This is a genomic window from Candidatus Stygibacter australis, assembly GCA_030765845.1.
Classification (GTDB): domain Bacteria; phylum Cloacimonadota; class Cloacimonadia; order Cloacimonadales; family TCS61; genus Stygibacter; species Stygibacter australis.
Window position 1 is genome coordinate 19,006 of record JAVCDJ010000113.1, and the last position, 18,320, is coordinate 37,325.

Annotated in this window: 18 protein-coding genes; 3 read left to right on the plus strand and 15 right to left on the minus strand. The window is 39.9% G+C overall.

The window, feature by feature from the left end; all coding sequences use genetic code 11:
• Positions 1-243: 243 nt before the first annotated feature.
• The 12 genes from RAO94_05830 to RAO94_05885 all read right to left on the minus strand — a co-directional run bounded on the left by RAO94_05830 (position 244) and on the right by RAO94_05885 (position 14,144).
• Positions 244-984 (minus strand): SdiA-regulated domain-containing protein, encoded by a 741-nt coding sequence (locus RAO94_05830; GenBank protein ID MDP8321850.1) that lies wholly within the window; start codon positions 982-984, stop codon positions 244-246.
• 60 nt (positions 985-1,044) lie between these two features.
• The gene (locus tag RAO94_05835; GenBank protein ID MDP8321851.1) at positions 1,045-2,520 is read right to left on the minus strand and encodes a lamin tail domain-containing protein; all 1,476 of its coding nucleotides are present in this window, start codon (positions 2,518-2,520) and stop codon (positions 1,045-1,047) included.
• 12 nt (positions 2,521-2,532) lie between these two features.
• Positions 2,533-3,846 (minus strand): porin, encoded by a 1,314-nt coding sequence (locus RAO94_05840; protein MDP8321852.1) that lies wholly within the window; start codon positions 3,844-3,846, stop codon positions 2,533-2,535.
• 19 nt (positions 3,847-3,865) lie between these two features.
• Entirely contained in the window at positions 3,866-5,350 is a 1,485-nt protein-coding gene (locus RAO94_05845) for a tripartite tricarboxylate transporter permease (GenBank protein ID MDP8321853.1), read from the minus strand.
• Positions 5,351-5,362: 12 nt separating this feature from the next.
• Positions 5,363-6,922, minus strand: a complete 1,560-nt coding sequence (locus RAO94_05850) for a tripartite tricarboxylate transporter substrate-binding protein (GenBank protein ID MDP8321854.1) — start codon at positions 6,920-6,922, stop codon at positions 5,363-5,365.
• Between the two features lie 12 nt (positions 6,923-6,934).
• Entirely contained in the window at positions 6,935-7,984 is a 1,050-nt protein-coding gene (locus RAO94_05855) for an anion permease (GenBank protein ID MDP8321855.1), read from the minus strand.
• 100 nt (positions 7,985-8,084) lie between these two features.
• The gene (locus RAO94_05860; protein MDP8321856.1) at positions 8,085-9,134 is read right to left on the minus strand and encodes an anion permease; all 1,050 of its coding nucleotides are present in this window, start codon (positions 9,132-9,134) and stop codon (positions 8,085-8,087) included.
• 21 nt (positions 9,135-9,155) lie between these two features.
• Positions 9,156-9,806: a DUF47 family protein gene (locus RAO94_05865; GenBank protein MDP8321857.1), complete on the minus strand. Its 651-nt coding sequence runs from the start codon at positions 9,804-9,806 to the stop codon at positions 9,156-9,158.
• A gap of 15 nt (positions 9,807-9,821) precedes the next feature.
• Complete coding sequence (locus RAO94_05870; GenBank protein ID MDP8321858.1) at positions 9,822-10,727, minus strand: Ppx/GppA phosphatase family protein; 906 nt, start codon at positions 10,725-10,727, stop codon at positions 9,822-9,824.
• 17 nt (positions 10,728-10,744) lie between these two features.
• Complete coding sequence (locus RAO94_05875; protein MDP8321859.1) at positions 10,745-11,335, minus strand: hypothetical protein; 591 nt, start codon at positions 11,333-11,335, stop codon at positions 10,745-10,747.
• Entirely contained in the window at positions 11,335-11,703 is a 369-nt protein-coding gene (locus RAO94_05880; protein MDP8321860.1) for a metalloregulator ArsR/SmtB family transcription factor, read from the minus strand. The genes RAO94_05875 and RAO94_05880 overlap by 1 nt, the downstream gene beginning before the upstream one ends.
• A gap of 89 nt (positions 11,704-11,792) precedes the next feature.
• Positions 11,793-14,144 (minus strand): T9SS type A sorting domain-containing protein, encoded by a 2,352-nt coding sequence (locus RAO94_05885; GenBank protein ID MDP8321861.1) that lies wholly within the window; start codon positions 14,142-14,144, stop codon positions 11,793-11,795.
• A 93-nt stretch (positions 14,145-14,237) separates the two neighbouring features.
• On the opposite strand from RAO94_05885, the gene RAO94_05890 reads away from it, so the two are divergent.
• Positions 14,238-14,366 (plus strand): hypothetical protein, encoded by a 129-nt coding sequence (locus RAO94_05890; GenBank protein MDP8321862.1) that lies wholly within the window; start codon positions 14,238-14,240, stop codon positions 14,364-14,366.
• Positions 14,367-14,387: 21 nt separating this feature from the next.
• A complete protein-coding gene (locus RAO94_05895) occupies positions 14,388-14,537 on the plus strand; it encodes a hypothetical protein (GenBank protein ID MDP8321863.1) in 150 nt (49 codons plus the stop codon).
• A gap of 767 nt (positions 14,538-15,304) precedes the next feature.
• On the opposite strand, the gene RAO94_05900 is transcribed toward RAO94_05895, so the two are convergent.
• From RAO94_05900 to RAO94_05910, 3 genes are all read right to left on the minus strand, one after another.
• Positions 15,305-15,868 carry a peptidylprolyl isomerase gene (locus RAO94_05900; protein ID MDP8321864.1) on the minus strand — a complete coding sequence of 188 codons (564 nt, stop codon included), beginning with the start codon at positions 15,866-15,868 and terminating at the stop codon, positions 15,305-15,307.
• A gap of 29 nt (positions 15,869-15,897) precedes the next feature.
• Positions 15,898-16,626 carry a UDP-2,3-diacylglucosamine diphosphatase gene (locus tag RAO94_05905; GenBank protein MDP8321865.1) on the minus strand — a complete coding sequence of 243 codons (729 nt, stop codon included), beginning with the start codon at positions 16,624-16,626 and terminating at the stop codon, positions 15,898-15,900.
• Between the two features lie 132 nt (positions 16,627-16,758).
• A complete protein-coding gene (locus RAO94_05910) occupies positions 16,759-17,427 on the minus strand; it encodes a DUF4159 domain-containing protein (GenBank protein MDP8321866.1) in 669 nt (222 codons plus the stop codon).
• A 92-nt stretch (positions 17,428-17,519) separates the two neighbouring features.
• On the opposite strand from RAO94_05910, the gene kdsA reads away from it, so the two are divergent.
• Positions 17,520-18,320 carry a 3-deoxy-8-phosphooctulonate synthase gene (gene kdsA, locus RAO94_05915; GenBank protein MDP8321867.1) on the plus strand — a complete coding sequence of 267 codons (801 nt, stop codon included), beginning with the start codon at positions 17,520-17,522 and terminating at the stop codon, positions 18,318-18,320.

Sequence of the window (18,320 nt, forward strand, 5' to 3'; positions counted from 1 at the left end):
AGATTAAACGGGACAAATTTTTATGAGTCTGGTGGGAAATTAGATTATATTGTTTTTCATTGGGATACACCAGGAAAAGATGCTGAGAAGGAATATGTGATCATCCCCTAATTAATCTGAGAGTTGGAAAAAACAAAGTGATAGAAATAAATATGAGATAAGTGATTAAAGATAAGCGATATATGAATAATACTATATAAGTTCAGTTAGCATGAATTTATCGAAGTTGTCTGGATATAATTTCTATTGTAATTTCATTTCATATAAAGCATTCTGGGAATCACTGACGAAGAAGAAGCTTTGGCGTTCAGGAACGTAGCAAACGCCTTCTGGTTTGGCAAAGGGTAGCGAGTATTCGGCTATTACTCCAGCTTCGGGAGTCCAGGCAAAAAGGGCTTCATTCTGATCGCTGACTATCCAGTAGAAATTTTCCTCTGTATTATAACTGATAGCGGAAAAATCTTCAGCAAAATCAATGATAAGTTCCTGTTCAACTTCATATAGTGAATCTAATTTTATAAACTTTCCCGGGTCTTTTTCTTTTACCAGAGCAAAAGTGCTGTCTGGCAGAAGGCAAATTCCTTCCAGTCCGCTGTTTGTTCCGGTTTCCAGAGGGATTTGATATCGGGCAAGTTCTGCTCCCTGCTGGGTGATATTGACTATCTGGCAATCTTCTTCTTCAGCCAGCCAGAGTGAGTTGTCAATAAAGGAATAAGCTATACCTTCCAAAGCAATGCCAATAAAGGGTAATTCCTGAATAATGTTCCCTTCCAGGTCAAAGTTATAGACTTTATTATTAGTATCACTCACTGTCCAGAGAGTGTTGGAAACCGGATCATAACTTAGGTCTGAAGGTTCTGTAAGATCAAGGGAATAGCTGGCAATCAGGACTAATTGCAATTCAGGATCGGGGGGTGCAACATCGTCCAGACTGCAGGCAGTAAGAGTGAGGATGGCAATGATCAAAAAATTAATGTATTTCATTTTTTACCTTTCATAAAAAAACGGCAGGAAATTTGACTTTCCTGCCGTAAATTAATCTATTTATTCGTTTGGTGCTCCAGGAGTTGGAACAGCAAAGTTTTCCCAGGTATCTCCACCATCAGGCATTCGGCCTTCGGAAACATCAGTTGTCTGAGCAACAAAGGTGTAGGAATCAATAAGAGTAACGCCATCAACATCAGTGAGTCCGATGTCTTCGCCATCTCCAGAGAGTTTTACATCATCAAGATGTAGAATACCCTGTTCAGGCTGTTTATCTGCCCAAAGGATAAGATAACCTCCAGGAGGGATAGTTGTTACATCAGGATCATCCGTAGGTATCATGCTTGTTTCAAGCGCTTCCAGATCATCTGTAACCCACATACCGCCGATATCCTTGGCAATATTTCCAGCATTATAGATTTCAATCCAGTCGTCATATTCACCAAATTCATCTACATTTGTGCTATCATTACTTGCTAGGAATTCATTGATATAAAGCGCAACAAAAGGAGCTTCTCCAGTGCCGTTGGCAGCACCAGGAGTTGGCATAGTATCATAACCAGCACCAAAAGATGCCCAGGTTTCACTGCCATCAGGTATTCTGCCAAAAGAAACGTCAGTAACCTGTTCTCCATAAGTGAGTGAATCAAGGATAGTAACGCCATCGATATCAGTAAGACCGATCTGTTCACCGCCACCGGAGAGCTTTACGTCATCAAGATGAAGAATACCCTGTTCAGGTTCTTTATCAGCCCAGAGTAAAAGGTATTCGCCCGGAGCAAGAGTTGTTATTGATGGATCATCAATAGGGATCATGCTGGTCATCAGGTTAGTCAGATCATCAGTAACATACATGCCACCGAGATCAACTGTTGTAGTACCGGCATTATAGATCTCAATCCAGTCTTCATGGTCACCATTTTCATCAATTGCTCCGAAGTCGTTACTTGCCAGAAATTCATTTATAACAAGCTTAGTTATGTCAGGTACTTCAGAATTGGAAATTCCTGGAGTTGATGGATCAATCAGTTCCCAGTTATCAGTTCCATCAGGAACGCGTCCCATGGACATATCATCAGGAACGACATCTGAATTAGTTTGATCTACTATAGTGCTACCATCAGAATATACGAGAGCAAAATCTTCATTATCACTAAGTTTGAGATCAAGGTGAAGAGTACCAAATTCTGGATTGGCATCAGCAATCAATACTAAATAACTTCCCGGTGCCATCGTAGTAATTTCGGGAGCGTCATCACCGATCATGGACAATTCAAGGTTACTCAGATCATCAGAAACATACATGCCGCCCACATCAATAGTTTCATCTGAACCATTATACAGCTCAATCCAGTCAGGATAATCGTCATTAGGTCCAGGCCAGCCAACATCGTTATGGCTCATAAATTCGTTAATTACAAGGGCATTAAGTGCGTCTGGTATATCAGTATCGTTATCATTATCAGTTGTATCATCCAAACTGCAACTAACAATCATGAAAACCAGCCCTAAAAGCAAAATTAGTAATTTCTTCATTACTTCCTCCTTTTAAAAGAAAAATATAGTCGTAAACTGTAGATAATTAAAGTCATATCCATCATCATAGTGATCATCAAAGATTTCATTATCAAAGCTGTAATCACCATCAGAATTGGCATTAGCATCCAGATCAACCATCGAATAAGCCATCTGGATTTTTACATTAGGATTGGCATACCAGTTCAAACCTAATGTGATGATATTCCCGGCACCACCATAGATTTCAGCATCCTCGTCAGTCAAATTAAGGTGGCTGTAACGGGCTGCGATTTCCCAAGCGCCCAATTTCTTATTTTTGGGAAGAACCTGACCAAATTCACCTTCAGCTAATTCCCAAGGTCTTCTTTCACCGGTTATCAGCCAGGAAAGATAAGCATATCCGCCAATAAATGTAGGGTCTTCTAATGGAGTTTCTTCCAAAGTTTCAGGATCTATCTCCACAGCTCCATCAATTCTGCAAACTGTAGTTTGAACAAATTCACCCTGCAGATGGAAATTCTTATATTGGAAAACACCTTCAGCAGCGATTTTACGGCTATGGTCAGCTTCATTTATACCACCGGTATCAAACCATTCCAGATCACCACTCTTGGTTTCAGCTTCACTCTTGTATTCGAGCTTTTCTGATTCATCATAAGGCATTTCATAAGCAAAAGCAGCTCCTATATGAACAAGCATATCTTCGTTTATTTCGGGTGCAACTACGAATCTTGCAGCAGCACCGCCACCGGTTTCATGAACTTCTTTTTCATAATCATTTTTAGTTTCATTAGTGAGTGTTTGAGTAAAGATTGATGAACGCAGGTTGAAAGGGATTTTACCCATATGTCCCCATTTGGAATATTCCAGACCGAACTGTCTGTCAGTTTCAAAGGCAAGCATAGGCAACGCTCTTTCGGGGAAGGTGAGTAATCTGGAAGAATTAAGTTCTTCCATACCGAAAGGTTGTTTGAAGTTTCCAAATTTAATGTGGCTGTTACTAAAGCCACTGTAGCTTACATACATGTCTTTAACTTCCACCATTTCACCGTCAGCGATATCGATATCCCATTCAAAAGACCATACTTTCCAGAGTCGGGTTTTTACCGCAAAACGGGCTTTACGAAGATTTGACTGGTTGCTGAGTATATCTTCCGGGTCGTCCAGAAAAATGCTCGCATTAATATAAAAACGGGTGTCGAGACGCATTTGGAAATTCCCATCATCAGATTTGAATACGAGATAGCCTCGTTCATCCCAACCTAACCCTCCACTGGCAGTCTCAGCCAGCAGATTTCCAAAGATAAATAACACTACGAGAAAGAAAAGAGTCTTCTTCATCATACCTCCTAAAAATTATTTCTTAATGCTTAGAAACTCTTTTTATTTTATGCTGAAGCAGTGGCCAGGCAAATGAAAGCACAGCCAGAGCTAATAAAATTATACTTAAAGGTCTGACCAGAAAAATATTGTATCCACCCATCATAACTGCTCGCCTGAAATTGGTTTCAGCGATATTTCCCAGCACTATACCAAGAATAATGGGAGCAACAGGATAATTGTGTTTGCGCAAGATCCAGCCGAAAACACCGAAGCCGAGACAGGCAGCAATATCGAAAAAGGAATTGCGAACTGCAAAGCTGCCGATAATGGAAACGGCAAAGATCATGGGATAGAGTATCTTTTTGGGTACGTCAGTTACCTTTACCCAGAGTCGGCTTCCTAATAATCCTAATCCGAGCAATACCAGGTTAGCCACCAGCAAACTGGCAAAAAGACCATAAATGATCTCAGGATTATTATTAAAAAGTTGAGGTCCGGGAGTGAGGTCATGGATCATCAAGGCACCGATGAGAACTGCCGTGGAAGCGCTTCCCGGAATACCCAGTGTGAGCAGGGGCACAAGTGCTCCACCCACTGAACTGCTGTTTGCCGCTTCTGCAGCAGCAACGCCTTCCAGGCTGCCTTTGCCGAATAGCTCTGGTTCCTTGCTGCTTCTTTTGGCAATATCATAAGAAATAAAAGATGCTATTGTAGCTCCAGCCCCAGGAAATATACCAATCAAAGTACCAACCAGAGATGATCTGATTATCCCGAATTTAAGTTTCCAATAATCACCAATCGTGGGCCATTTGGTTTTTTGCAGTTCCACTTTTTCACTTTGGAAATTGCGTTCATCAATCTGTTTAAAAACCTCACTGAGTGCAAATAAACCAATCAATGCCGGTATCAGGGAAAAACCGTCATATAGCTGTACTGAGCCAAATGTAAACCTGCTCACACCTGAAATGGGATCAATGCCAATTGTATTGATAAGCAGTCCAAAGATGGCTGCAATAAAGGCTTTCAGCCAGTTTTTGCCACCCAGGGTTGCCACTGTGGTCAAACCAAAAACTGCCAGGGCAAAATATTCTGCTGGATGAAATTTAACTGCAATTTTTGCCAGTTGCACACTGAAGAGGATCAATATTATTGTACCGATAAACCCGCCAACTGTGGAAGAGATCAAAGATACTCCCAGAGCCATACCCGGTTTATTCTGCTGGGTGAGTGGATAACCGTCAAATGAGGTAACCACTGAAGCAGGTGTACCTGGTGCATTAATGGTTACTGCTGTGATCGATCCCCCGTAATTTGCCGCTATATAGATAGAAACCAGTAGTATAAGAGCAAGAGTTGGTGACATGGCATAGGTGAAAGGCACCAGTAAGGCAACTCCCATAGAAGGAGAAAGACCTGGCATAGCTCCCGCCAGAATTCCCATGATCACACCCATCACAATGAAGAGCAAGGGTTGCCAGCCCATCACAAACTGAAATCCATGAGCCATATTTACTAAAATTTCCATATTAATATCCCCTTAAAACAGCATTTCCAGGATCAAGCCCTGAGGTAGTGGAACATAGAGTAATTTATAAAATACCAGATAAGAAAAGAGCAGCCAGCAGGCAGAAATAATAAGTGTCATCCTGATATTTTTATAGCCCAGGAGTAATATTCCTGCAATCACAAATAAAAATGTGCTGATAAAATAGCCCAGGAAATGTATTCCCATTAGATAAAGCGCCAGAAGAGCTACGAATTTGAATACTGAACTGCTGCTGTCTGTTGTTTTCAGAATTTCTTCCCTTTTAATCAGTATACTCACCAGCAGAGCAATATTCAAAGGAATCAGAATATATATCCAGAGACGAGGTACTATTGCTGGTCCCACATCTTCATTACTGGGGAAAGTGAACGAAAGAAGGTAGAAGATAAGTGACAGGAAGATGAAAAACACTGGCAGAAGAATTCCATTCAGCCAGCTTTTTATCTGAGATCGCGAGATAAAAAACCATAATACCAGGAATACTGCGCAAAGGATTATCACCAACATCCGGAAAGTATTACCACTAGCCAGTTTTGCCATAAAACTATCTGTTTCAGTATTGATAATTCTCAGTTTTGATAAATAGTAGGTAAAATCCTGTTTATCACTCTGAACTACCTGCAAAAATTCATTACTGTCAGCATACTTGACTTCAATACCACCTCGTTCCCAGTAATTTCGCCATTCCGGGTCAGCATTTACTTTCTGAAAAAGTTCATTATACCACTCTTTCACAGATTCAGGAACACCCTTCTTAAGCACAAATCCACGCCACATGTATTCATTTTCCAGATCAGGAAGCCCCAGTTCAGTCAAGGTGGGCACATTGGGGAATTGCGGTAACCTTTTTTCGCTGGAAACAGCAACTATCTGCAGGTCATCATTTCCCAGAACTTCACGGGGATTACCCACATAAGCCACTCCCTGTTCACCCAGGAGTGCTGCTATTGCTTTTCCGCCACTGGCAAAAGGTATCCACTTGGCATTAATACCTGCTTTGTCCCAAACTTTAAGGGCAGTTACATGGTCTAAACCACCATTTGCAGGACCCAGCCATATTTGTTTGCCATTCTTCTCTTTGGCATCAGCCACCAGATCGTCCCAGGTGTTTATTCCGCTTTGCCGGTAGGTGATAATGCATTCCGGGTCTGCCATCATCATCGCAGCCCAGTCAATATCCTCAATAAAAGTTTCTGCTCCAGTGGCTACTATTTTGGAAATATTTGATTTTGTGCTGGCAAGCAGAGTATAGCCATCTGCAGGTTTTTGCAGCATATTTTTAAGAGCTACTATCCCGCCGGAACCAGGTTTATTTTCAACTACAAAAGTAGCATCAGAATATTTATTTGCGATATCCACAAATTTACGGGCAGTAACATCAATCAGCCCTCCTGGTCCTGTATAAACCAGTAAAGTAATTGGTTTTTCTGGAAAAGAGAATTCGATTTCTCTTTTACAGCCTGAAAACAGCATTATCAGGATAAAGCCAAGTATCAGCAACTTTCTGAAATATTTCAGTTTATGAGAAAGACCGGTTTTAATATTTAACATATTCTCTCCTGCCTAATGATATACATTATGCATGAAAACATTTTGCATAAAAAATAAAGCGATATATGAAAAAATGGCAGATGCCAGGGGTGTTACCACCCAGCCTATACTAATCTCTGCCAGCTTTTTAAAATTTAGATTACGCACACCTTTTGCCAGACTGATACCCATCACAGATCCAACTACTGCCTGCGAACTGGATACGGGTACCAAAGGAAATGCCGGCAGATGGAGGGAAGTTAGAAAATCATATAATCCTTGCGAAGCGAAAAGGAAGAGAGTGATCGAGCTTGCCAGAACCACTACCAGCCCTGTGACAGGATTTAATTTAAAAATACCAGTTCCTACAGTTTTCATAACTCTTTTGGAATAGGTAAAAACTCCTATTGCTATGGCAATTCCACCCAGAAAGAAGAGCTGCTGTACATTAGAGATATGAAACAAGCTGGATAAAGTAATATCTTTGAATGGAGAAGAATTTATAAATACTCCCATTACGTTACCAATATTATTTGCTCCCAGACTATATGACCCAAAAGCACCCACAATGATCATAGCTATCCGGATATACATATCCATCCTAAGCATGTGGATACACGATTTTTCTACTATTCGTTTTACCAATAGAAAAAGGATAAAGGCAAATATAGCTGACAAGATTGGTGAAAATATCCAGGTCCCCACAATTTTGGTCAATGAACTCATGCTTGTAGGTGTCCCTGAAAATAAGTTCCAGCCAATTATGGAACCCACAATAGCCTGCGAGGTAGATACCGGTAATCCTGCTTTGGTCATCCATAAAACTGTAAGAGCCGCAGATAGCGCTACTATAAAGGCACCAGCGAGTTCATTTACATTTCCCAGCTTACCAAGAGTGTGTGATGCTCCAGCGCCGCTTATTACTGCTCCCAGGATCAGGAATATACTGCAGATCAATGCTGCTGTTTTGAATTTGACCATTTTGGTGCCAACTGCTGTGCCAAAGATATTGGCAGCATCATTTGCTCCTAAAGACCAGCCCAGAAACAAACCACTTGATAAGAAAAAAACTGTGATCAGCATTTATTATTTTTCCCTGCAATTAAATTACAGATCATAAAACGGCAAAACACATTTTGCCCATATTTAAAATATTTAGGCAATCTAATTTCCATTATATTTTTCATGAAACCACATTCTGTAAAAACACATTCTGCATAAAAAACAGTGTAAAATAAGCGATAACAGCCGAAAGTATTGGTGTGATGATCCAACCGAGCCCGATATGTCCTATCTTTTTAAAATTTATATTACGTCCCCCTTTAGCTATGCTGATTCCCATTACTGCCCCCACTATTGCCTGCGATGATGATACCGGTACCAGTGGAAATGCTGGTAAATGGTGTGATAGCAGAAAATGGCGTAAACCTACTGAAGCAAACAGAAATAGGGTTATTGAAGTTGAAAGCACCACTACCAGAGCAGTTACTGGTGATAATTTGAATATCCCTTCACCCACTGTCATCATTACCCGTTTTGAATAGGTGAAAACTCCCACTGCAATTGCTACGGCTCCAAGAAAGAATAACTGCTGCACAGCGCTGATATGAAGGAATCCAAATATCGTGAAATCTTTAAAGGGTGAGGAAGCGATAAAAATACCTACAACATTACCGATATTATTGGCACCCAGACTGTAGGATCCAAAGGCACCAACTATTATTAGTGCCAGGCGTGTGTAGTGATCCATGCTTAGTAGATGTATCCGTGATTTTTCTGCAATATGACGGAAAATATGGAAGAGGAAAACTGCAGTGACAGCCGTTAATACTGGGGAAAAAATCCAGGTTCCGGCTATTTTGTAAAGTGCCTGCTGATCTGTTGCCATGTGTGCATACAGATTCCAGCCGATGATACCACCTACTATTGCCTGACTGGTGGAAATGGGTATTCCCGCTCTAGTCATGATTAGTGAAGAAATCGCAGCTGAAAGTGCTACTACAAAGGCTCCTGGCAGTGTTGAAATCGAACCTAGTTTACCAAGAGTATCAGCAGCTCCAGCACCACTGATAACTGCTCCCAAAATCACAAATACACTGCATACTATCGCTGCAGTGCGGAATGAGATCATACGGGTGGCTACAGCTGAACCAAAAAAATTCGCGGCATTGTTTGCTCCTAAAGACCAGCCCAGGAATAATCCACTGGATAAAAAGAATATGACTGTAACCATTAAACTGCTATCTCCCGGTTATTATATCTTTCTTTTAATTGCATACACCGAAAGTCTCTCTGCTACCGCCTGTGCTACATCAGAGACCATAGCAATTTTTTCGGCAAAATAACGCATGTGAACTTTATGGCTGAAACGCTCGATCTCTGTGCTGTTAAAAGCTTTTCGTTTTAATTGCTCTTCCAGATCATCCACTTCGTGCTCATAGAAGTGAACCTTGTTTACATAATTACTCACCATAGTAATATCCGTGAAAAATGACCTGGCTGCTTTGACTATTTCATCTACGCAAAGGGCTGAAAGTTCTGCCAGTTCCCGGAAGTCAGATTTGAGAAAATCACGGATATCAGGGGTTTCGATGGAAAATTGTTCTAACACTTTCTCGCAAATATCCACTACATCATCAAGGGTTTCCAGAAGCCCCAGCACATCTCCGCGTGATTCAGGGATCAGCATATAAGTATAAAGTTTACGCTTAATATCACGTCGAACGGCGTCCGCTTCACTTTCCAGTGCAGTAATATCTCGGAAATTTTTGTCAAATTTTTCCATTTTCCCATTCAGATAGGCTTTCACGCCTTCATTAAAAACCAGACCAGCTCTTGACACCAGGTCAAGATAGCATTCAATATCTGCTTCTAATTGCTTTGTTTTACTGCCAAATATTGCCATCTTAACTCCTCCGTTTTAGTGGAACCTGTCAAACATCAGTCCGTGTCTTAATCCACGATCACTAATGGTCAGGCTCTCTATTTTTAGGATTTCCATTATTGTTTTTATTATTCCTGCACCAGCCAGGATCACATCTGCTCGTTTGGGTTGTAATCCAGTGATTGCCTTTCTTTGCTCAACACTTCTTGACTTATACATTTCCAATTGCCGATTTACTTCCGGCAGGGTTATACTGGAACCCTGGATAACGTTGGCATCATATTTCGCCATCTTATGCATCACAGCACCCATACTGGTAACTGTCCCTCCGATACCAACCAGATGATCAACCCTTTCACCAATGATCTCTTTTTCAAAGAATTTATGCATAAAAATCAGCATTCGCTTAACTTCTTGTTCCAGAGGCGGATCAGAAAGAAATTCCTCGGTAGGCGACACAGCACCCAGATTAAGACTGATCTTATTTTGAAATTCCATTCCACTACCAAATATGAATTCTGTACTGCCACCACCAGTATCAAATACTACAACATTCTTATCTGTTTTACCAATGGTTGATAATACTGCCAGGTAGGAGAGACGTGCTTCTTCCTCTCCGGGGATTACTTTTATCTCCAGGTTAAGTTCCTTTTTTGCCCGATCAAGAAACTTTCTGCTGTTTTTGGCTGTACGAAGGCACATAGTACCCACAGCTATGATCTCTTCGACTTTATATTCGCGCGCCTGGATCATAAATTCAGCCAGTACAGCTATATTCCTATCCATTGCCTCAGGTGAAATTTCACCGGTTTTATACAACCCTTCACCTAATCTCGAAATGTTGTTCGTGTCTATCAGTATCTCTGTTTTGCCTTGATCATGGGATAACAACATGAATTTTATTGAGTTTGTCCCAATATCTAATATTGCATAGTTTGCCATTAAGCCTCCTGCTTCACTTAATATTTGATCCCAAAAGCTCTTTTCATTGCTTTAATATAATTGATATTTTCAAATTTTGTGAGCCCCAGTTTTTGCACTGTTTGCAGAACCAGCTTTGGATCAGCATGTTCCACTGCAATAGTCTGCTGCGAGACATCATCAAATTGCACCTCTGCTATCTCCACGATTGCTCCGTCTATTTTATAGCCATGACGGTTCTTCTTTACATTAACTATCCTCAGCTCAGGATTTTTGCCGATCAATTCTTCAAGATATGCAGTGTAGCTATATTCGTCCTGTTTCAAATAGGGCAATTGCAGACCAAAAGCTTTATATACAAGTGCCAGATCATTGATATGGATTGGGAAAGCTGATTTTGCCAGAACTGTCCACTGCTCAAGTGAGTTTTCGTTATTGATACGGATAGGGGTTTTGATGTCCATCAGTTCTGCTCTGATCTTAGTATTGTCATTACTTTTGGCTGATAATATATATAATTCCTCACTTTCACGATCAAATGAATCCCCAGATTGCCTGATCACCTCTGCTTCTTTGCTGAGATCTTCACCAAAGGTTCGCCATTCCCATCTTGGGATTATCTTTTCCATTATTCTTCTCCTTTCAAAATTATTGTCTGCTTTATTTTATTTCTTGCTTCTGCTATCTTTTCCCAGTTGCCTTCCCATTTATTATATAATATCTGGGTGCCTATTTCCAGTATCTCTTTCAATTTGGGCTCACGGATGGAATAATACACTTTACGCCATTTCTGCTCTTTTTTCAGATATGCCCCTTCAAAGAGTATTTTTAAATGTGCAGATAGAGTATTTTGAGGTACATCGATCTTCTGAGATATTTCTGTCACGGAAAGACTTTCTTCCTCTGCCAGAGCATAGATTATTTTTATTCTAACGGGGTTAGACACCACGTCAAAAAGTTTTGAAAGCTTAGAGAGCACGAATTCATCAAGCATCATATCCTCCTTTCTGTCATCTTAGACACATCTGATATTATCAGATTATAAGTCAAGAACTTTTTTATTAGGATACCTGAAATAGGGTGAGACTATTTTAATAGTATTATTTTACCTGCTTTATCAATATTTTCTGCTGTTATCTGGTAAAAATATATTCCTGAAGCTACAGGGTGATTTTGTAAGTTTTGCCCTTTCCAGATAAAATAATGATAACCGGAGTTGGCATTTCGAGTGATTTTCTGCCAGATTTTCTGCCCCTTAAGATTGTAAACAGTCACTTTAAGTTCAGGTACATTATCCGCTAATTTAAAACTGATACATGTTTCGGGATTAAATGGATTGGGACTTGCCTTCAATTCAGTTATTATATCGCCTACTGGCATAATGGCATCATTGTGACTTACTGGCGGCAACAAATCTGTGAGATAGGGGAAACCACTATTGATCTCGACGTCAATAGACCAGTAATCTTCAATACCAATAATACTTTCACCTTCAAAATCCCAGCCAAGGTCAGTATAAAGAGTAATATCCTGCATCATCAAACTATCAGCAGCAACCAGATCGGAGATATTACCGCTAATTTGATAGCCAATAAAATCATCACATCCAGATAACTCATTATCCCAGATGCAGGCAGTTATATCAGAAGTATTATATCCAATCAATCCACCAGTATATATAGCAATTTCCATTTCTGTTCTTGCGTAACAGAATGAGACAGCAGAGCTAAAGCTTCTACCGATTAACCCTCCAGTAACACTTTCTCCTAATACACTTCCCAGGACATAACAATTTTCTAAAGTCCCATGGTGAAAACCTCCAGCTAACCCCCCAGTATTTGAATCCCCTGAAATTTCAATCTGGGCAAAGCTCTCTGTAAGGTCTGAGTCAGTGCAATATCCCACTATACCTCCAGCATAATCGCTGGCATTGATCTGCCCGGTCACATAATCTAATTCCATTGCTGAATATTCGCTCCTTCCGGCAATTCCTCCCACATCTATGTTTCCTGTAATTTCTCCTGTGAAAATGCAATTAGCTATATTAGAATGTTTCGCTAATCCTATTATTCCACCCGTGAATACGTCACCCTGCACTATCCCATTCACAGAGCAGTTTGAAATATTTGCATAATTGCCTTCTCCTGCTAATCCCCCAGTATTTCTATGACACGTAATATTAACGCCTATAAGCTGCAGATCACTCACATTTCCACTATCAATATAACCAAATAGACCTGTCCTATCTAACTGTGAATGAGTGATATTTAAGCCGGAAATGCTGTGTCCATTACCATCAAAATTACCATTGAAGGCAGGTATATAGAAATTGGACATTTCTGAAATATCAAGATCTGCCATCAAAATGAAATTTTGCTCATCTTCTCCAAAGGATAATAAACATGTTAAATCTTCCTCATCATTAATTTTATAAATATCATCGGAATATAAGTCCAGATAATCATCTATTTCCAAAGCCATGTCATTAGCCAGCCAGTCATCAAAAAGATCATTAGTTAATGCTCCATAGGTTACGGTGTGTTCATCATTAAATACCGAAGTTTCATAATTATAATAGGTATTGATCACACTGGAAAGATATATATCCGCAGCTAACCCGGCATAATTACTCGAAGCCTCAATGGAAAATTCTGCATAGCAATCATAAATCTCAGAGCTTGAGAATCTATAAGCAATCCCACCAGCAGATTCATAAACATCAATCTGGGAATTTGCCACACAATTATAAAGTACAGATTGACCTATAGTGCCGGCAATTCCTCCAACAGTATCAACACCATCAATTGTCACATCTACATTACAATTAAATATTGTGCCAAACAATGAGCCCGTTACTCCTCCCAAAATATGCCACCCATCCAAGTCACCGGTAATATCACAGTTATCAATAAAGCTATTATAACTGTGCCCCGTTAGCATTCCCACTCGCGTATGACCTCGCACATTGCCTTCAATAGTCACCCCATCGATATCAGAATTATTGCAGATACCCACTAACCCGCCTGTATAATCATAACCTCGCACATATAGATTTGTAAGATCAAGATTGCAGATATAGGCAGAATCTGTCCGGGCAAAAAATCCTATTACATTATCAGGGTGACGGCTGATATATAAACTATCTATTGTGTATCCCTGTCCATCATAATTAGCTTGAAAATGACTGCCAGTTGCTCCAATGGGAGGAAATCCGCTTCTCTCATTCCAGGAACTGGTCTCACTGGCATTAATATCATTTGTCTGCACAAAATATAGTCCGGGTAACCAGAAATTATCATAAGTGCTAACCCAAAGAAGATTCTCAATACAGCAGATCTCAAAAGGATTAGATTCTGTTCCATCACCCATCGGTGGTATGGGATCTGCAATTAGATAACTGAAATAAATAAATATTAACAATATTATTAGCTTTTTCATTTAAACATCCTCTTAGTTTATAACGCCATTACAACTTTTATTTGTCAAGACAAAATCAATATTTCTATACGGAAATCACCTTGAAAGGAAATTTTGTGCTTTGATTCTGGTGAATATGAGGCGGTAGTTTATCGGGGTGATGAGACTGAGGAGTATTGTCGCAGAATATTCATTGTGCTGGATGAGGGAACAGATTTGAAAGCAGCATATTTTGATTATTAAAGCGAGTTCTTACCTGCGATTTTGCAGAAGGAAGAACCGGAATTTGAGAGGATAAAAACGTATCAGCGGGGACTTGCACCAAAAACGAATGTGATCCTGGGCGAAAGTGGATCATATCGAGGACAGATATTTTATCAACGAAAGGGTCAGAATTACATTTCTGAGATCTAATTATGATCATGCAACAAATATGCAGAGCCAGTTGTTTAAGCAGCAGAAAGCGTAGGCAATAGCAGCCTGGAACGCAGAATCCTCAGAATCCAAACGAAATTGGACAGCAGGATTTTATAGATGGTACTCCAAAACTATCGAAAGATAGATAAAATGATGATGCCTTTTATGTGGTTCGTGAGCTGGTATATTGATGAGGATAGACAAAATAATTAATTATCCCGAGATTCTGTAATGAGTTTTTTTTGTCTAGTTACTGGATGGATATTTGTTATTATTTTGTATTCCGTTAAGGATACAAATAAGAAATGCCTTTTGTTTGTATGAATGAGAAAGATGAAGAAGATTTTCGATAATCAAGATGCATAGCCTCCGGAGAGGTATTCCGTAATCGGAGGGAAATAATGATAGTGTCCCCATCCCCGTCCAACTTGGCTCCACCGAGTTGGGCGGGGTGGGCTTTTGGGCTTTTTGATCCTCTCGTGAAACAAGTTTTACGGGAGGCTATACGTCTTTATCCCGTTCCGGGATGGATGTTTTTGGGAGTAATTATCATGTACCGGGATATTTATTTACAGGGTATTTTATCCTGTTCCAGGATGAATATTTCAGAGAGTCCTTATCCCGTTACAGGATGGGTATTTTCAGGGAGTTTTTATCCTGTTCCGGGATGAATATTTTGCAGGGAGTCTTTATCCGGTTTAGGGAGAAGAATAAAAAAAGCCCACACATGAATTGCATGTGTGTGCTTTTAATATAATCAGAAATTATTCTTTTTCAGCTTCCACAATTTGAGCACTTTGGATGATAACGTCTTCAAGAGGCCAGTCACGCATACCTTTTTTGGCACCGGTGGGATTGGTTTCAATCTTTTTTACCACATCCATACCTTTGATGACTTTACCAAAAACACAATATCCAAAATCACGAGAGCCATGATCGAGGAAATTATTATCTTTACAATTGATAAAAAATTGAGAAGTGGCAGAATCAACTATCTGAGTACGAGCCATGGCAATTGTACCTTCAAGGTTTTGCAAGCCATTATCAGCTTCATTTTTGATGGGATCCATGTTTTTTTTCTGGGTACCATCGGCAATGAATCCTCCGCCCTGGATCATAAAACCAGCTATCACACGGTGGAAAACCGTATCATTATAAAATCCATCTTTTACGTAAGTAAGGAAATTTTCTACCGTGATCGGTGCTTTATCAGCATAAAGTTCGATAGTGATATCTCCCATATTTGTGGAGAGATTAACAACGGGATTTTCTGCGAGCATAACGCCTCCTGCGATAATAATTAGGATGAGAATAAAATACTTTTTCATAAATTGAAAAACTCCTTGTAAATGTATATTTATTTATATTCTTTCAGGGTTAAGATACCCTTATTGAATTCGAGATAAGAGGTATGAGTAACCCAGTCACCAGTATTTGCATAGATGCCATGCTCAGCAGAGAAAATAACCGGGACATGAGAATGGGAAAAGATAACAAAGTCATAATCATGTGATTTAAGCAGTTTTTGGGCAGCCTGCTGGAGTGAATTGACCATAATCTCTCTTTTATGGCGAGGGATGCGTCTACTACGACTAGAGCGAGATAGCTTAATCCCGATATCAAGGGCAAAATCAGGGTGAAGAAGTGAGAAGATCTTTTGGACAAGTTTGTTCCTGATAACTGAGCGGAAAAGATGGTAGCGGAAATCATTCTTGGTATATCTATCACCATGATCGACAAAGAATTTCTTCCCTTCAATACTTTCAATAAAGCTATTTTTGCAAACTTCAATGTTGAGCTGGTTTTTGAGAAAACCGCTATACCAGAAATCATGATTCCCCGGTGTGAGAATAATACGAGTACCGTTTTGGGAAAGCTCAGATATAGCAGATAGCAATGAGAAATATTCTTTGATGATCACATGTTTCCAGGCAAGCCATAAATCAAAAATATCACCATTTAGCACTAATAGCTCTGTATTACCTTTGAGCGAATGGAGGAAATCAAGGAATCTTTTCCGTCTTTGGATATCTTCCTGATTTTCGTTAAATTTTATATGCGCATCAGAGACAAAAATAGTTCTCATTTGTTTTCCAGTGAATAGTGAACAGTGAATAGTGAACAGCGAATCGAATCTAAGTGTCGAGTTAAGATGCTGTACTCAGCAGATTGACTTGAGACCGACCCAGATACAGGGAAAGTGAATAGTGTCATTTCATTAACCTTTTGTGAGGATATAGTAGAAGATATTTACACCCATTTGAAAGGACTTCCGACGGATATTTTCCGGGTCATCATGAGCATTTGACCATCCATCAGAGATATTAGTTTCATAAGTGTATAGCACCATGATCCTACCCGATTCATTATAAATAGCAAATGTCTGGGGTCTTTTATCATCATGTTTGTGAATTTTAGGAGTGCCATTTAGATCATAGTAGCAATGAAAAATATCGTGCTCCGGAGGCAGTTCCATCAGCTCTTTTTCCGGGAAAACTTTTTTTATCTCTCGTCTGAAAGATTCATCCATACCATAATCATCATCGGCATAAAGCGTTCCACCGCGCAGCAGCCAGGTGCGAAGATTTTGAGCATCATTTTCAGAAAAAGTTATATTACCATGACCAGTCATGATAGCAAAAGGGAAATCAAAAAGCTTTGATTCACCAGGAGTCACAACAGCCTCTTCCGTAGCAAAATCAGTGTGAAGTTCACGATTTAGTACTTCAACAATATTAGGGATCATATCTGGGTCATTATACCAGTCACCACCGCCATCAAAGTGCAGCCTGGCAATCTGGTCTTTATTAACCTGAGCAATTACCGGAAAACTGATCAAAACCAGCATTCCAGCAACGATCAAAGTGATCAAATCTTTATTTTTCATATTGAGGAGAGAAAAAAAGCAGTTGCCAAAATGACAAGAAAAAAAAATATAAGTACAAGAAGAAATAATATTGCTTGATAAGTGAGGGTTAAATGTTCAAGGAGTTATTTGAGCGAATAAGTGCTACAGACCAGTTTTTTTTGATAGCCGGACCTTGTGTGATCGAGAGTGAAAAAATGCTGCTGGAAACAGCAGCGGAACTTATGCAGATAGCAGCAGAAAGAGATTTGATCCTGATATTTAAATCTTCCTGGAAAAAAGCTAATAGAACTAGTGTGGATTCATATACAGGACCGGGACTGGAACGAGGGATGCAAATGCTGGCGAAAGTGAAAGAAGAATTCGGATTACCGATCTTGACAGATATACATGAGTGCAGTGAAATAGAAGCAGTGGGAGAAGTTGCAGATATTTTACAGATACCGGCATTTTTGAGTCGTCAAACAGATCTATTACGAGCAGCGGGAAAAAGTGGTAGAATAGTTAATATCAAGAAAGGTCAGTTTATGGCACCGGAAGATATGAAACTGGCAGCAGAGAAAGTTGTTTCAACAGGTAATGAGCAGATATTTTTGACTGAGCGTGGCAGCAGCTTTGGGTATCATAATTTAGTGGTGGATTTCAGGTCATTTGCCGTGATGCATGAGACCGGTTATCCAGTAATTTATGATGTGACGCATAGTTTGCAGCGTCCCAGCGAAGGTAAAAAGAGTGGCGGAACACCACAATATGCTGAGATGATGGCGAAAGCAGCGATCGCGACTGGCATGGTGAAGGGATTATTTATAGAGACGCATCCTGATCCGGCAAAGGCACTAAGTGATGCAGGATCAATGTTGCCTTTGAAGGCAATGGGCAGGCTGCTTGATGAATGCTTAAATAAATGCAGATAA

Excerpts from the sequence above, each read along its gene's own strand:
- RAO94_05830 (MDP8321850.1), bottom strand. The coding sequence starts at position 984 with ATGAAATACATTAATTTTTTGATCATTGCCATCCTCACTCTTACTGCC.
- RAO94_05835 (MDP8321851.1), bottom strand. The coding sequence starts at position 2,520 with ATGAAGAAATTACTAATTTTGCTTTTAGGGCTGGTTTTCATGATTGTT.
- RAO94_05840 (MDP8321852.1), bottom strand. The coding sequence starts at position 3,846 with ATGATGAAGAAGACTCTTTTCTTTCTCGTAGTGTTATTTATCTTTGGA.
- RAO94_05845 (MDP8321853.1), bottom strand. The coding sequence starts at position 5,350 with ATGGAAATTTTAGTAAATATGGCTCATGGATTTCAGTTTGTGATGGGC.
- RAO94_05850 (MDP8321854.1), bottom strand. The coding sequence starts at position 6,922 with ATGTTAAATATTAAAACCGGTCTTTCTCATAAACTGAAATATTTCAGA.
- RAO94_05855 (MDP8321855.1), bottom strand. The coding sequence starts at position 7,984 with ATGCTGATCACAGTTTTTTTCTTATCAAGTGGTTTGTTTCTGGGCTGG.
- RAO94_05860 (MDP8321856.1), bottom strand. The coding sequence starts at position 9,134 with ATGGTTACAGTCATATTCTTTTTATCCAGTGGATTATTCCTGGGCTGG.
- RAO94_05865 (MDP8321857.1), bottom strand. The coding sequence starts at position 9,806 with ATGGCAATATTTGGCAGTAAAACAAAGCAATTAGAAGCAGATATTGAA.
- RAO94_05870 (MDP8321858.1), bottom strand. The coding sequence starts at position 10,727 with ATGGCAAACTATGCAATATTAGATATTGGGACAAACTCAATAAAATTC.
- RAO94_05875 (MDP8321859.1), bottom strand. The coding sequence starts at position 11,335 with ATGGAAAAGATAATCCCAAGATGGGAATGGCGAACCTTTGGTGAAGAT.
- RAO94_05880 (MDP8321860.1), bottom strand. The coding sequence starts at position 11,703 with ATGATGCTTGATGAATTCGTGCTCTCTAAGCTTTCAAAACTTTTTGAC.
- RAO94_05885 (MDP8321861.1), bottom strand. The coding sequence starts at position 14,144 with ATGAAAAAGCTAATAATATTGTTAATATTTATTTATTTCAGTTATCTA.
- RAO94_05900 (MDP8321864.1), bottom strand. The coding sequence starts at position 15,868 with ATGAAAAAGTATTTTATTCTCATCCTAATTATTATCGCAGGAGGCGTT.
- RAO94_05905 (MDP8321865.1), bottom strand. The coding sequence starts at position 16,626 with ATGAGAACTATTTTTGTCTCTGATGCGCATATAAAATTTAACGAAAAT.
- RAO94_05910 (MDP8321866.1), bottom strand. The coding sequence starts at position 17,427 with ATGAAAAATAAAGATTTGATCACTTTGATCGTTGCTGGAATGCTGGTT.
- kdsA (MDP8321867.1), top strand. The coding sequence starts at position 17,520 with ATGTTCAAGGAGTTATTTGAGCGAATAAGTGCTACAGACCAGTTTTTT.